This is a genomic window from Brevibacterium sp. UCMA 11754 (genome assembly GCF_021532275.1).
In the GTDB taxonomy this organism is placed as follows: Bacteria; Actinomycetota; Actinomycetes; order Actinomycetales; family Brevibacteriaceae; genus Brevibacterium.
The window spans coordinates 277,146-291,017 of the sequence record NZ_JACBOT010000001.1 but is presented as its reverse complement, the minus strand read 5'-3'; the positions used below and the strand labels follow the sequence as shown (position 1 = coordinate 291,017).

The following is a 13,872-nucleotide window of genomic DNA, read 5'->3' as shown; positions in this document are numbered from 1 at the left end:
CCGCAGGTTCCCGGCTCTCAGGCGAAATGCTCTGCAAACGGGAAATAGCCGAACTCTTGGTTCTCCAGAGCTCCCGTGACTTCGGCGCCGAGGCTGTTCCTGACATGGGTGCGGACGAGATCGGCGGCTGCGATTCCATCGCCGGCAATGACCAGTTCGAGGATCTGGTGGTGCTGATTCTGATCGATGGTGCGAGGCTTGGCGCCAGCGGGAAGCTCGAGGCCTATGCGTCTGTACCGATCGGATTTGTCCCACAGGTCGTCTAAGAGCTTGACCATCACGTCATTGTGCGAGGCGACGTAGATGGACCGATGGAAGGCCCTGTGCGCACCGATGGCTTCCTCCCCCCAGTCCCGAGTCACAGGCAGCAGGTTGTCGGCCGCGGCCTTCATTGCGGCAATGTCCCTCTCGGTTCTGCGTTTGGCGGCCAATTCGGTGGCTGATGGTTCCAGCGAGTAGCGAACCTCCAGCAGATGACGGGCCTCGGATGCGCTCATCGGGGCGACGCGTGCGTCCCGATGGGCATCTATTGTGAGCCAGTCTTCGCTCGCCAACCGTCGGATTGCTTCACGAAGTGGGGTGATGCTCATTCCCAGGTTCTCTGCGAGTTCATACTGCGACAAGCGCGACCCAGGAGCGAGCTCGCCTGATGTGATCCGGCGCCGAAGCTCCGCGTACGCCTGCGAACCTTTGCTCGGCATTACGCCAGCGCCATTCATGGTGACCCCATTCCCAAGAAAAGGCCCTTTCGGCCTTGTACCGCTCGTCCGGCCAGTGTACGGTATAACCAGCTTATAAGAGTCTTATAAGATCCTAATCCGAAGAAGGAGGACCATGAGGATTGTCTCTGCTCATGCGGGCACCATTCCGATCAGTTCGTCGATGCGCAATGCCTACATTGATTTCAGCAAGATGGACTGCACGATCCTGGCGCTTGTCAGCGATGTCATTGTCGACGGCAAGCCGGTGGTCGGCTACGGCTTCAACTCGAATGGTCGGTACAACGCCACTGCCATATTGAACGACCGCATCCTGCCACGACTCGAAAACGCATCGATTGACGAGATCACCGACGACGGCGAGCTTTCCCCAACTAAGGCGTGGGACATCATGATGGCCAACGAGAAGCCGGGCGGTCACGGTGAACGTTCTGTCGCCGTGGGCGTTGCCGATATGGCACTCCACGACCTGGCCGCCAAGATCGCTGGAGTTCCCCTGTACCGTTGGATCTCCGACCACTACGGTGATGGCAATCCCGACGATGACGTCTTCGTGTATGCAGCTGGTGGCTATTACGCGCCCGGCAAGACACTGAACGACCTGCAGGACGAGATGCGAGGCTTCCTCGCCGCCGGCTATGAGAACGTCAAGATGAAAATCGGCGGTGCTGACCTCGCCGAAGACCTCGAGCGCATCGAAGCCGTCATCGACGTACTTGACGGGGATGGCTCGCGGCTCATGGTCGATGTCAACGGCAAGTTCGACCTCCACACCGCGCTCGAATACGGCAAAGCCATCGACCAGTACAACCTGTTCTGGTACGAGGAGGTAGGCGATCCTCTCGATTACGGACTCAATGCAACGTTGTCGGAGAACTACCGCAATCCCATTGCCACCGGTGAGAACCTCTTTTCTGTCCAAGACGCCCGCAACTTGATTCGATACGGGGGCATGCGTGCCGACCGTGACTACATCCAAGTGGACCCCGCTCTGAGCTATGGCCTCACAGAGTACAGACGTGTCCTCGACATGCTCGCCCAGCACGGGTGGTCATCGCGCCGTTGCATCCCGCACGGCGGTCACCAGTTCTCACTGCACATTGCCGCCGCGCTCAAACTTGGCGGCAACGAATCATATCCCGGGGAATTCCAACCCACCGGCGGATTCACCGACGACGCTGTCATCTCCAATGGCCGTGTATCACCCGGAGATCTACCGGGCATCGGGCTGGAAGGAAAGGCCGCGTTCTACGAGGTGCTGCGGAACCTGCACGCCTGATCTCACCACATCCGGCTGGCGGCCCCCGTGGCCTTCTCGGCAGAACGGGGCCGCCAGCTGTTACTCACGATCCGCCCATCCCGGGTCGCCAACCGATCGCCGTCAACGCCGCCGGCTCTTCCTCTCACACCGACCGGCCTCTACACACCCGGCACCACGGTTCCATCTGATGACGAAGTCGGACATCGCTTCGCACGCGACACACGATCTGACACTGCAATACATACGCCGAGCAAGAGACCAAAGAAGGTACAGCAATGGCAACAGCACACTCTCATCTCAGCGCCATATGGGGAAGCCTGTGGGCGTCGCACTACGAGATCAAGAAGATCCTCACGTTCTCAAATGTCCGGAAGCCAGCCGGTATCCAAACCATGGCAATGAGCGGCGCAGCTGAGAACACGTCGACCACAGTTCGCTCCGACCACACCGACGAGGCCGGGTCGGAGAAGGCTCCGGACCCCATTGGGCCCGGCTACACACCTGCACGCCTTACGGGGCTGTTTCTAGGACCACTGCTCTTCACACTCACTCTCGTCTTCTTCAAACCTGACGGGCTAAGTTCTGAGGCGCAGGCAGTCCTCGCCAGCACGCTCTGGGTAGCGACATGGTGGATCACCGAGGCGATCCCCATCCCTGCTACATCTCTGCTTCCAGTGGTCCTGTTTCCTCTCACCCGAGCGTTAGACGGAGATTCGGTCGTTGCCGCCTATGGCAATGACATCATCTTCCTGTTCATCGGGGGCTTCACCCTGGCGATCGCGATGGAGAAGTGGAATCTGCACCAACGCATTGCGCTCTCAATCGTCGCGGCGATCGGCGTAAGTCCACGTCGAATTGTGCTCGGCTTCATGGTCGCAACAGGCTTCCTCTCCATGTGGGTATCGAACACCGCGGCCACAATGATGATGATCCCCGTCGGCTTGGCTGTCGCTTACCAGGCCGCGCGATCTCTGCGCGGAGGCGAGTACCACGACGAACTCCCCAAATTCGAGAAATCGATCATCTTCGGTATCGGGTACGCGGCCACCATCGGAGGGCTGGGAACTCTGATCGGCACGCCACCTCTTGCCGTGCTCTCTGCAACGGTCGGAGAGTTGTTCGACGAGACCATTTCGTTCGCGCAATGGATGTTGTTCGGAGTGCCAATCGTCGTCATATTGCTGACTCTCACCTGGCTCTACCTCACAGGCGTGAAGTTCAAGGTCCGCTTCAAACAGCTGCCTGGCGGAGAAGAACTCATCAGGGACGAAAAGGCTGCCCTTGGAGCAATGTCGAGTCAGGAGAAGACAGTTCTCTGTGTCTTCATCGGTGTTGCCTTTATGTGGGTCACCCGCTCATTCATCTGGGAAGACCTGCTTCCGGGTATCAGCGACGGCGTCATCGGCATCATGGGCGCGATTGTTCTGTTCACGCTGCCGAGTCGCGGCACCCAAGAGAAGCGAATTCTCCGGTGGGAGGATTCCACCAAGATCCCGTGGGGCATCCTCCTATTGTTCGGCGGCGGCCTGGCAATTGCCGCGGGCTTCGTCGACAGTGGTCTCTCCGAGTGGATCGGCGAACAGCTGCGGACCCTGGATGGGATCAACATCTTCCTCGTGATCGTCATCTCCACCGCGCTCGTGCTGTTCCTCACGGAAATCACGTCAAACGCTGCAACTGCGACGATGATCCTTCCGGTCATGGCTGCATTCGCACTTGCCCTGGGCATCCACCCGTACGCGCTGATGGTGCCGTGCGCGATGGCGGCCAACTGCGCTTTTATGCTCCCAGTGGGGACACCACCGAATGCGATCATGTTCGGAACCGGGAAAATCACGATCCTGGAGATGGTGAGGACCGGATTCTGGATCAACATCCTCGCCCTGGCGTTCATCATTGCAGCAGTGTTTCTCGTACTTCCCTGGCTGTGGGGGATTGACCTGCTATCGACTCCTGCCGCATTTCTGTGAGAGGCCGTTGTGACTCTGAGAGAGCAACCGAGCCGATTTCAGTGTTCCTTGCATCGATCCGTGAGTTGCCCTGACGTCCTGCGGAAGCAAGGATGTGTGCATGGACAAGTCTCGAAGTGACCGCAGCGGCCAGCTGGCCGGATGCCGGGTGGTTCTGACGGCCCAGCGGAAGGCCGAACAGTTTGCTGCAGCCCTCGAACGTCACGATGCGACCATCGTGCACGCGCCCACACTGTCGGTCATCCCGAACATCGATGATCCTGAGCTCGTCGTACGCACGCGTGCCCTCATCGACGCTCGACCCGACGTCGTTGTGGTCACGACCGGCGTCGGCTTCAACGGCTGGGCCGAAGTCGCCGAAGCAGAGGGCCTCAGCGAACAGTGGCACGCCATGCTCTCCGGTGCCCGGATCATCGCCCGCGGTCCCAAGGCACGCGGCGCAATCCAAGCCGCTGGGCTGACACCGGCCTGGGTTGCCGAATCAGAGACCAACTCCGAGATCCAGCAGGTCCTGCTCGACGAGGGGGTGCGCGGCCTTCGAATTGCGGTGCAGCACCATGGTGCTGGCGCCGATGGTCTGGATGAAGCTTTCGCGGCAGCCGGCGCCGAGGTCAGCTCGCTGGTGGTCTACCGGTGGGGTCCCGCGCCCGATCCGGACGCCGTGGCAGCAGCCGTCGGCCTCGTCGCGGACCGTCGTTGCGATGCCGTGGCCTTCACCTCGGCGCCCGGGGTCACCGCATTTCTGGACGCAGCTCGTGACCAGGGTCTGCTGCAGGAGGTCCTCGCCGCGCTCGCAGACGAGAATGGTGTGCTCGCCGCGGTGGTCGGCAACGTCACGGGGGCACCGCTGGTGGAGCACGGAATCACGCCGTTGATTCCCGACAGATTCCGCCTCGGTGCGCTGGTGCGCGCATTGGTGGCCGAACTCACGGTCCGGAAACAGGCAAAGGCGGAGAGCCGCGGGTGAACTAATCCGTATCGAGCCCGAAGCTGACGCCGGTGAGCTGTTCGGAGACCTCCCACAGGCGGCAGGCGGTAGCAAGGTCGCTGGCATTCGATGACCTTCCCACCAAGGTCGGGGATCCGCGCAGCTCCCCACGACCGTCCGGACCGACATAGCTGGCTTCAGGGAGGTCCTGAGTCGCGGCGAACAGTGTGGGCAGGGCACCGTCTTCACCGCTTTGGGCGAAGAGGCGTCCTGCCAGATTCGCCGCGGCAACGAGGGCTTTGGGCTGACCTTTGGTCCCGAGGTTCGTCGCCGAGTAGCCGGGATGCGCGGCCACAGAGCGAACAGTCGAACCGGCCCTGCGCAGGCGACGCTGGAGTTCGAGGACGAACAGCAGATTGGCCAGCTTGGATTGGCCATATGCCTCGGCGAATCCGTATCTGCGTCTGCTCAAGGTCAAGTCGTCGAAATGGATTTCACCTGCTTTGTGCGCTCCCGACGCCACAGTCACCACTCGATCGGAAATATGCGGCAGCAGGAGGTTCGTCAGTGCGAAATGCCCCAGATGGTTGGTGCCGAACTGGAGGTCGAAACCGTCCTTTGTCTGAACACCTCGGCGCCCGGCGACTCCTGCATTGTTGATCAGAAGGTCGAGTGGACCGCCCCAGGACTGTGCGAACGATCTGATGGAGGACAGATCGGCAAGATCGAGTTCTCGGACTTCAGTGTTTCCGCCCATGGTGCGCGCGGCATCCCTACCGCGCTGCACATCACGGACGGCCAGAACAACATGCGCTCCCGCGCGTGAGAACGCGGTCGCGGTGGCGGCGCCGACACCGCTGGTCGCCCCGGTGACGACCACCATGCGGCCATCCATTGCGGGCATGTTCGCTGCGGTCCATCGATATTTCACCATCACCCGAGGCTACGCAGTGGATGTCGCAGGAACAAGGCAGGGACGGACGCCTCCGCTTTCACGTCTCCTTCTCAATTCGATAGGTGAACGACCCGGTGTACTCATACACCCGACCCAGGACAGGGACGTCAACGGTGAGTCGTACATACTGGCGAGCCGCCTCGGCGTCGAAGCGCTCACTCAGGGCGATCACCGGACGAAGGACCTTCGGGACAGACAGACGAATAGCCCCCAACCGCACGGTGACGCCACGGCTGCTCAGGCTCAACCCACCGTCATCCGCCGCGACATCGAAGGCAGCCTCCACGAGGGCCGGTCGGCCAAGCACATCGACGACTTGGCCCGACTCGGACAGAGAGACCGCGTCGACCATCGTCCATGTGCCCGATTCCAATTCCAGGGTGCGGGCCGCAGTCTGATGGCCAGCAACAGTTCGGTTCTCGATCCGAAATGGGACCTTATGGTGCATCCCGGGCACAATCACATGACGTCGTGCCAACCACCCAAGCAGCGGCCGCAGCCACCAGCGTTCGGTGCCGAAGCGTTCGAAGATGCCTTCGCCGATGCCGACAGAGCCCGCCGGAATCGCTGCAAAGTAGCGTTGGAGCACCGGATGCAGCTCAGACAGTTGGGAACCGAGGGCCCGCTCGTACGGCGATCTCGTCTCAAGCTCCATGCCTGCGAGTATATGCGTCGGCCAGGTCGGATGGCGTGTGAGGATCACAGCCCCGAAAGTGCGATGTAGCGGATCTCCGGATGCGCGGACAGCGCCGTGGCTCCGCCGCTGCGAAAAGACGGGCGCTCGGCCGGACAGTAGGGCCCGCACGGCGGTCGTGATTTCGTCGCACGAAGCCTATTGGGGGTCGTCCAGCCCCGGTGTCTGTTCGATCTGCATGGCTTTGAACCGGTTGAGCCCGCTGATGATATGGGTCTTACTCACCGCGGCGACCCATTCCTTGTCCTCGGCTCGGGCCGCAGCGATGAGCTCATCGTGATGGTTCATGCTCGACGACACATCGTTGTCCGAGTATGACGCGAACAGTTTCGCCACCACGATGGGAATCATGAGGTTGTACGTCGTCGAAATGAGGGCTTGGGCCGCACTGCTGCGGATGAAGATGGCGTGGAATTCGTTGTTCACCGAAGCGATGTGGTGCCGCGTCGTCGGATCGGAGCCAAGGCTCTTCATCTGCTCGGTCAGCTCGGACAGTGAGGAAAAGTCATCCTCGGTCAGCCGCCCGACGCTTTCGGACATGACGTAGGGTTCGATGACCGCACGTGAGCGGTAGATCTGTTCGATCTCCTCGGCGTCATAGCTGCGCACACGCGTTCCGCGGCGCGGTACGACCTCGACGACACCGACGCCCACCAATTCACGGAACGCCTCGCGAATGGGGGTCCGGCTCACACCGAGGCGACCGGCGAGGTCGTTCTCACGTATCCAAGACCCTGGTGGCAGATCCCCGGACACCACCAAGCCGAGGATGCGTGAGCTGACTTCGGTCCAGTGTGAGTCGCCGAACTGGGGCGGCATCGCCTCATTGTCTATCGGCATGTGGAGCTATCCCCACGATGCGTTCGCGAGTTCCTCACGGGTGCCACCTCGGCTGACGAACGAGGAGACTGGGAAGTTCGTCTCTTCGATGAGACTTTCAGATATATGTCTGACACGGCTCAAGTCTATGTCGGTGGAGATGCCCATTCCATCAAGAAGGTGGATGAGATCCTCGGTTGCCATGTTGCCCAGTACACTCGGGTCGCCTGGGAACCACATGTCTCCGCCGAGCCCGGCCACCGAGGATTCGAGCCAGTCGGCGCCGGCAGACAGGGCAGCCAATGCATTCGCCGGGGCGAAGCCGTTGCGGTTGTGCAGGTGCGCACCGACTTCCAGGCCTGGGAAATCGCGCTTGGTCTCGCTGATGCCGGAGAAGACCTCCAGTGGAGTCTCCTCGCCGGTCGTTGTGGCGAGGTAGACGCCGTCGGCCCCGACCTCGAGCGCCTTCCGAACGACCTTGTCGCGTGCCGCCTTCGACACCTGTCCATAACAGGGGGAGAAGAAGGCGCAGGCGACGGCGACGATGAGTCGTTGACCTGCACCTCGTGAGACCTCCCTGATCTCTTCCAGTTGGGCCAGCAGGCCGTCCGTCGTCGTCCCCTGGTTCTTCAATGCCATGCCGTCCTCTGCCGGAACGACGAAGGTCAGCTCGTCGAGTTCGCACTGTGCGGCTCGAGCGCCACCTCTGGCATTGGGGACGAGAGCGCGGAAGCGCACATCAGGTGGGCGGGGGATTCCGGACAGGACAGCCTCGGCGTCGGCCAATTGCGGCAGAACCTTCGGGTGAGCGAAGGAGGCGACCTCGATCTCTTTGAATCCGGCGGCGATCATCTCGGACACGATGGCGATCTTACGATCGGTGGACAGCGGCGCCTCGATTGCTTGGAGACCATCCCTGAGCCCCACCTCGACGACGCGAGCACGCTCTGGCAGATTCCACATCAGCGGATCACTCCCTTGTCTCTCATGTCTGTGAGTGCATCGTGGTCGTAGCCGGCCTCTGTGAGCACCTCGTCGGTGTCCTGGCCGAGCTCGGGCCCGACCCATCGCACGGAGGTGTCTGTGCGGCTGAACCGGGGGAAGGCGTTCTGCATCGTGACCGTTCCATAGTCCTTGCTCTCGACCTCGACGACGGACCTGCGGGCCTTGTACTGCGGATCAGTGAGCATGTCTTCGACCCGGAAGATCTTCCCGACTGGCACGGAGTGCTCGTTGAGGAGTTCGACCAGGTCGTCGGCCTTGAACTGCAGGGAGAATTCGGCGACCAGCTCGTCGAGTTCGGCTTGGCGCTCGCCCCTGGCTGTATGGGTGGAGTACTCCGGATCTTCGGCGAGTCTGGGATTGCCCATGGCCGCGGCCAGGCGCGCGAAGACCGTGTCCTGATTGGCGGCGATGATCAGCCACTGACCGTCGGCAGTGGGGTAGACGTTGCTGGGCGCGATCTTGGGTAAGGTCGAACCGCTGCGTTCGCGTTGGATGCCGTCGTCTGCCCACTCGGGCACCATGGACTCCATCATTGCCAGGACGGATTCGTAGATCGCAGAGTCCACGACCTGGCCGAGTCCGCTGTTGTGCCGTTCCTGGAGTGCGGCGAGTACGCCGATGGTTCCGAACAGTGCCGCCAGGGAATCACCGATCGAGACACCGACGCGTGATGGGGGAGTGGATGGGTCTCCGACGACATAGCGCAGACCGCCCATGGCTTCACCGATGGACCCGTAGCCGGCCTGCTTGGCATAGGGCCCTGACTGGCCGAACCCGGAAACGCGCAGCATGATGAGTCCGGGGTTGTTCTTCTGGAGCTCTTCGTGGCTCAGGCCCCATTTCTCGAGCGAGCCCGGACGGAAGTTCTCGACGACGATGTCGGCGGACTTCGCCAATGCTCGTGCCGCTTCCTGGCCTTCCGGGGTGCGCAGGTTGAGGGTCACGGATTTCTTGTTGCGGGCCAGGACGGACCACCACAGTGATGAGCCCCTGATGGTGGCCTGTCCCCATTGGCGCATCGGGTCACCGTTCTTGGGATCCTCGATCTTGATGACCTCGGCGCCCAGGTCGCCCAACAGCTGTCCGCAGAAGGGACCGGCGATGAGCTGTCCCATCTCAAGAACGCGGATTCCCCTCAGCGGTCCTGTACCTGAGGGGCGCGGTGTCACTTCGTTCACTGGTTCTCCTTTGAAACAATAAGTTGCATACAATCAATCGCTATTCTGAGGTATGCTTTCAATCGTTCCCAGCAATGGAGCCGATTCTAGAAACACCATACACGGATCTGTATGCAATCAACGAAGTTTGTCTACCAGGTAGGACCGGAACAATCATGACAAGTCGAGAAGTCAAAGAGGACTCTGCGCAGGCGGAGAAGGTGCAGGAGAGCGCGAGGTCATTCGACCGCACGATTATGGGGCTGCCCATCCTGGCTTTCATTCCGATGGCGATCATCGCCCTCATCGCAGTGAGCCTCACATCTGAGGGGACCGGGATGACGGCGGCTTTCGCGGTAGTCATCTCCTTGGGTGGAATCCTGATGTGGGTGGGAAATTCCATCCCCTATTTCAAGGTGATCGGCGGCGGGGTCATTCTCTGCATCCTCGTTCCGGCGATCTTCAAATACGTCGGTGTTCTCCCTGGTTCCATCGAAGGCCTGGTGACCAGCTTCTATGACACCTCGGGGTTCGGGGAATTCGTTGTGGCGGCGCTCATCACCGGCAGCATCCTCGGCATGCCTCGCAGCCTGCTCATCAAGGCCGGCGCCCGAATTCTCATCCCGATCATCGCCACAATCGCTGCGTGCCTGACCGTGATCGGTCTGATCGGACAGGTCACCGGAGTCGGTGCGGGCTATGCGATCTTCTTCGTCGCCGGACCGGTTCTGGGTGGCGGCGTTGCAGCTGGAGCCATCCCGATCTCAGAGATCATCGCTCACAACAGCGGCGGATCCGCGGCCGAACACCTGACGGCCTTGGTGCCGGCGGTCGCGGTCGGCAACATCATGTGCATCATCATCGCTGCGGTCCTGAACAATGTGGGCAAGAAGCACGGGCACCGCCTCAAGGCCTTCAATGGCGAGGGGGTCCTCGCCCAGGGAGTTCGTCTGCCCGAAGCGACGGCCGAGAAGCTCGCCTCACCGGCGGCAGCAGTCAAGCTGGCCGCAATGGGCTTCTTCATCGCCGGCGCTCTCTTCACCGTGTCGAACCTGCTCAGTGATCTGTTTCCAGCACTGCACGCCTATGTGTTCCTCATCCTCATCTGCGCGCTGGCGAAGATCTTCGTCCCGATGCCACAGTACGTGGAAGAGTCGGTCGACCTCTGGTACGTCTTCGTCGCCAATGCGATGATTCCTGCGATCCTCGTCGCCATCAGCGTGATCGCCATCAACATCGATGAAGTGCTCTCGCTGGTCTCGGACCCCGGGTATATGGCGATGACGCTACTGACCGTGGTCGTAGCCGCTGTTGTCGCCGGCTTCGTCGGCTGGCTGGTCAAGCTGTACTGGATCGAATCGGCGATCGCAGCCGGGCTGGGGCTGGCCGACTTCGGATCCAGTGGCGACCTCGCTGTGCTGCAGGCCTCGCAGCGATTGAACCTGCTGCCGTTCCTGTCGATCTCCTCACGCATCGGCGGTGGCCTGGTCCTCGTTGCCTTGTCTGCGTTGGCCCCGTACCTGCTGTAGGGGACGATTATCGGTAGGTGACCTGCTCCGGGATCTGGTGGCCGTGTTCGTTGAAGGAGATGAGGCTGGTGCCGCTGCGGCCGGTGATGATGCGCGTGATTCCGGTGTTGACGGTCACCCGGTTGAATGCCATCCACTGGTCGAAGCCGCCGCCGAGCAATCTGGCCGCCGTCCACGCGATTGCCCCGGCGCTGGAGACGACGATCGTGGATTCGCCAGAACTCATTGCCGCGCACGCGTCATCGAGGGCGGTGTTGACGCGGGTGGTGAACTCTGTGAACGTCTCCGAGTAGTCGCCATCATGCTCTCCGCTGGCCCACCGGGCTGCTCCACGTTCGAGTTCGGCTTGGAAGATCTTCGAATCCTGCTTCGCGCGCGGATCGGTGTCGGTCAGCGCCCCGGTGAGCTCCCAGGCTTGATACTCGTTCCACCCGGTGTCGATCTGCGCATCCAAGCCGCTGCCGAGGCCCGTCTGGATGCCTTCGGCAGTCTGCTTCTGGCGCAGCATCTCACCGTGGATGATGCGAACCGGTGCGACTTTCTGAGACGCGAGATGCTCGCCGGTGATGCGGCTCTGCTCCTTGCCCAGATCGGACAGCCGGTCATAGTCATCGGTGCCGAATGACGCCTGTCCATGCCTGACCAGATACAGAACACTCATGTTTCTCCTCATCTCGACCGTCCGCCATTGGAGTCGGTGCGCGCAAATGCCGATCGAGTTCGAGTCTACGGTGCCGATCGAACCTAAGCGATCGTTCGGTCGAGACAATTGCGCGACACAGCGACCAATTATGAATAATGTTCAAACTGTATGAATAATGGACAGTTTCTGCATTGGACTGGCATAAATTGTTTTGACAGGATGATCGAGGTCACAGTCAATCGATGCTCAGGGAGGACGCGATGGACAAGACGATGAGTCTGTCAGAGGCGATCAGCACCCATCTCAATGATGGAGATACGGTCGCGTTGGAGGGCTTCGGCCACCTCGTGCCAGTCGCTGCCGCACACGAGATCATCCGTCAGCAGTTCTCGAATCTCACCCTGGCGCGCATGTCCTGTGATGTCATCGTTGATCAGCTCCTCGGCGCGAACTGTCTCACGGGACTGATCGCTGCCTTCGTGGCCAACAGCTCGGCAGGTTCCCTCTACGAGCTTCGCCGGAGGATTGAGCACTCGGATCCGGAACCGTTGTGGTTCGACGAATACAGCCACGGCGGAATGGTGGCCAGATACCAGGCTGGTGCCTCGAAACTCCCATTTCAGCCGATCGCCTCCTATCGCGGCAGCGATCTCGCCCAGAAGAATCCTCGAATCAGATCCGTGGATGACCCCTTCGGGGGTCCGCCGATCTATGTCGTGCCCGCACTCAACCCGGACCTCACCGTCATCCACGCCCAACGTGCCGACTCAGCCGGCAATGTGCAGGCCTGGGGCATGCTGGGAATCCAGACCGAGGCAGCATTCGCCGGTCGCCGACTCATCGTCACTGTCGAAGAGATCGTCGACGAGTCCATCATCCGGTCCGACCCGAACCGCACCATCGTCCCGTCTCACGTCGTCGACGCTGTCGTCGAAGTTCCACGCGGTGCACATCCGCACGCCGTGCAGGGATACTACGACCGCGACGACGCGTTCTCCCGGGACTGGTCGGCTCTCGCCCGTGACGCCGAGGCGGTCAAGAGTTGGTTGCAGACCAATATTCATGACACAGCAGATCACGAGGAGTTCCTCGCGCTGCTTGGCGCCGACCATTTCGATCACTTGGGCATCCGTGACGCCTATTCGACACCAGTCAACTATGGAGGTCGGGGATGACCGCTGGCACACCTGAACACGCCGACACGAAGAGCATTGGTGAGGACATCACGAGCAGCGAACTGCTCGCCATTCATTCGGCGCGTGCCTTGGCCGGACGCCGCGTCGTCTTCGCCGGACACGGACTGCCGACGCTGGCCACCTCACTGGCTCAGCGAACCGTGGCACCGGAGATCGAAATCGTCTATGAGTCGGGAGTCACCGGGGCCAGGCCACCGGACCTGCCGCGCACCATCTCTGATTCTGTGTTGGTACCGGGCGCCGCCTCGGTGATTCCGATGACTCACCTGTTCAACTACGTCCTGCAGGGGCAACGCATCGATGTCGGATTCCTCGGTGCCGCTCAGGTCGATCGCTACGGCAGCCTCAACTCCACCCTGATCGGCGAGGACTGGGAACACCCCGACAGCAGGCTCCCCGGCTCCGGCGGAGCCATCGAAGCTATGGCCGGAGCGGCCGAGATCTTCCTCGTGATGCGGCGGCACACCCCGCGCACGTTCGTCGAAGAGCTCGACTTCGTCACCTCGCCCAGCCCCCACCGGTCGGCACAGTCTGACGTCGGTGTCATGCCAGCCGGCGCGGGGGTCACACATGTGATCACGGACCTGGGAATCATGACCCGGTTCGCCCAGGACGAGGAGCTCACGCTGACGGCGGTGCACCCAGGAGTCGACCCCGCCGAGGTTGTCCGACAGACCGGATGGAACCTCCACGTCGTGCCTGACATTGAGACAACCCAGCCGCCCACAGCAGAGGAACTGGCTCTGTTGCGCGAAACCCTCGATCCCAGCCGGGTCTATCTGCGCTGACCGATCAGTCGTGATGGGCACAAGTCGCTCCGGTACGGTTGTCCGTGGACTCGGCTGCGATAGCCCACCGCGCTGATGGGATTTCGGTGCTGACGAGTGCTACTCGACATCAAGTCCGAAACCGACGCCCGTGAGCTCCGCGGAGACCTCCCACAGACGACGAGCTGTGGCGGGGTCGCTGGCGGCGGCGGAGTGACCGACCAGAGTG

The 13,872-nt window shown here is 61.5% G+C and carries 13 protein-coding genes; 6 read left to right on the top strand and 7 right to left on the bottom strand.

What is annotated here, in order from left to right; translation table 11 throughout:
* Window positions 1–17: 17 nt before the first annotated feature.
* Window positions 18–701, bottom strand: coding sequence for a GntR family transcriptional regulator (locus tag HX613_RS01325; protein ID WP_235343673.1), 684 nt, complete (start codon window positions 699–701; stop codon window positions 18–20).
* 133 nt (window positions 702–834) lie between these two features.
* Here HX613_RS01325 and HX613_RS01320 point away from each other — a divergent pair, with 133 nt between their 5' ends.
* From HX613_RS01320 to HX613_RS01310, 3 genes are all read left to right on the top strand, one after another.
* Window positions 835–1,998 carry an enolase C-terminal domain-like protein gene (locus HX613_RS01320; protein ID WP_235343672.1) on the top strand — a complete coding sequence of 388 codons (1,164 nt, stop codon included), beginning with the start codon at window positions 835–837 and terminating at the stop codon, window positions 1,996–1,998.
* A 257-nt stretch (window positions 1,999–2,255) separates the two neighbouring features.
* Entirely contained in the window at window positions 2,256–3,950 is a 1,695-nt protein-coding gene (locus HX613_RS01315; RefSeq protein WP_235343671.1) for an SLC13 family permease, read from the top strand.
* Window positions 3,951–4,050: 100 nt separating this feature from the next.
* Window positions 4,051–4,917 carry a uroporphyrinogen-III synthase gene (locus HX613_RS01310; protein WP_235343670.1) on the top strand — a complete coding sequence of 289 codons (867 nt, stop codon included), beginning with the start codon at window positions 4,051–4,053 and terminating at the stop codon, window positions 4,915–4,917.
* 1 nt (window position 4,918) lies between these two features.
* Here HX613_RS01310 and HX613_RS01305 read toward each other — a convergent pair whose 3' ends face one another.
* The 5 genes from HX613_RS01305 to HX613_RS01285 all read right to left on the bottom strand — a co-directional run bounded on the left by HX613_RS01305 (window position 4,919) and on the right by HX613_RS01285 (window position 9,529).
* Window positions 4,919–5,812 carry an oxidoreductase gene (locus HX613_RS01305; RefSeq protein ID WP_235343669.1) on the bottom strand — a complete coding sequence of 298 codons (894 nt, stop codon included), beginning with the start codon at window positions 5,810–5,812 and terminating at the stop codon, window positions 4,919–4,921.
* Between the two features lie 58 nt (window positions 5,813–5,870).
* Window positions 5,871–6,488, bottom strand: coding sequence for a DUF4166 domain-containing protein (locus HX613_RS01300; RefSeq protein ID WP_235343668.1), 618 nt, complete (start codon window positions 6,486–6,488; stop codon window positions 5,871–5,873).
* A gap of 177 nt (window positions 6,489–6,665) precedes the next feature.
* Window positions 6,666–7,367 carry a GntR family transcriptional regulator gene (locus HX613_RS01295; protein ID WP_235343667.1) on the bottom strand — a complete coding sequence of 234 codons (702 nt, stop codon included), beginning with the start codon at window positions 7,365–7,367 and terminating at the stop codon, window positions 6,666–6,668.
* 6 nt (window positions 7,368–7,373) lie between these two features.
* Window positions 7,374–8,309 (bottom strand): hydroxymethylglutaryl-CoA lyase, encoded by a 936-nt coding sequence (locus HX613_RS01290; RefSeq protein WP_235343666.1) that lies wholly within the window; start codon window positions 8,307–8,309, stop codon window positions 7,374–7,376.
* The gene (locus HX613_RS01285) at window positions 8,309–9,529 is read right to left on the bottom strand and encodes a CaiB/BaiF CoA transferase family protein (RefSeq protein WP_235343665.1); all 1,221 of its coding nucleotides are present in this window, start codon (window positions 9,527–9,529) and stop codon (window positions 8,309–8,311) included. Before HX613_RS01285 ends, HX613_RS01290 begins: the two co-directional genes overlap by 1 nt.
* Window positions 9,530–9,684: 155 nt before the next feature.
* Here HX613_RS01285 and HX613_RS01280 point away from each other — a divergent pair, with 155 nt between their 5' ends.
* The gene (locus HX613_RS01280; protein ID WP_235343664.1) at window positions 9,685–11,037 is read left to right on the top strand and encodes a 2-hydroxycarboxylate transporter family protein; all 1,353 of its coding nucleotides are present in this window, start codon (window positions 9,685–9,687) and stop codon (window positions 11,035–11,037) included.
* Window positions 11,038–11,044: 7 nt separating this feature from the next.
* Here HX613_RS01280 and HX613_RS01275 read toward each other — a convergent pair whose 3' ends face one another.
* Entirely contained in the window at window positions 11,045–11,698 is a 654-nt protein-coding gene (locus tag HX613_RS01275; RefSeq protein WP_235343663.1) for a histidine phosphatase family protein, read from the bottom strand.
* Between the two features lie 224 nt (window positions 11,699–11,922).
* Between HX613_RS01275 and HX613_RS01270 the strand changes: the two genes are divergently transcribed.
* Window positions 11,923–12,855 carry a CoA transferase subunit A gene (locus HX613_RS01270; RefSeq protein ID WP_235343662.1) on the top strand — a complete coding sequence of 311 codons (933 nt, stop codon included), beginning with the start codon at window positions 11,923–11,925 and terminating at the stop codon, window positions 12,853–12,855.
* Complete coding sequence (locus HX613_RS01265) at window positions 12,852–13,664, top strand: CoA-transferase subunit beta (protein ID WP_235343661.1); 813 nt, start codon at window positions 12,852–12,854, stop codon at window positions 13,662–13,664. Before HX613_RS01270 ends, HX613_RS01265 begins: the two co-directional genes overlap by 4 nt.
* The last annotated feature ends 208 nt before the right edge of the window (window positions 13,665–13,872 follow it).

Excerpts from the sequence above, each read along its gene's own strand:
- HX613_RS01325 (WP_235343673.1), bottom strand. The coding sequence starts at position 701 with ATGCCGAGCAAAGGTTCGCAGGCGTACGCGGAGCTTCGGCGCCGGATC.
- HX613_RS01320 (WP_235343672.1), top strand. The coding sequence starts at position 835 with ATGAGGATTGTCTCTGCTCATGCGGGCACCATTCCGATCAGTTCGTCG.
- HX613_RS01315 (WP_235343671.1), top strand. The coding sequence starts at position 2,256 with ATGGCAACAGCACACTCTCATCTCAGCGCCATATGGGGAAGCCTGTGG.
- HX613_RS01310 (WP_235343670.1), top strand. The coding sequence starts at position 4,051 with ATGGACAAGTCTCGAAGTGACCGCAGCGGCCAGCTGGCCGGATGCCGG.
- HX613_RS01305 (WP_235343669.1), bottom strand. The coding sequence starts at position 5,812 with ATGGTGAAATATCGATGGACCGCAGCGAACATGCCCGCAATGGATGGC.
- HX613_RS01300 (WP_235343668.1), bottom strand. The coding sequence starts at position 6,488 with ATGGAGCTTGAGACGAGATCGCCGTACGAGCGGGCCCTCGGTTCCCAA.
- HX613_RS01295 (WP_235343667.1), bottom strand. The coding sequence starts at position 7,367 with ATGCCGATAGACAATGAGGCGATGCCGCCCCAGTTCGGCGACTCACAC.
- HX613_RS01290 (WP_235343666.1), bottom strand. The coding sequence starts at position 8,309 with ATGTGGAATCTGCCAGAGCGTGCTCGCGTCGTCGAGGTGGGGCTCAGG.
- HX613_RS01280 (WP_235343664.1), top strand. The coding sequence starts at position 9,685 with ATGACAAGTCGAGAAGTCAAAGAGGACTCTGCGCAGGCGGAGAAGGTG.
- HX613_RS01275 (WP_235343663.1), bottom strand. The coding sequence starts at position 11,698 with ATGAGTGTTCTGTATCTGGTCAGGCATGGACAGGCGTCATTCGGCACC.
- HX613_RS01270 (WP_235343662.1), top strand. The coding sequence starts at position 11,923 with ATGCTCAGGGAGGACGCGATGGACAAGACGATGAGTCTGTCAGAGGCG.
- HX613_RS01265 (WP_235343661.1), top strand. The coding sequence starts at position 12,852 with ATGACCGCTGGCACACCTGAACACGCCGACACGAAGAGCATTGGTGAG.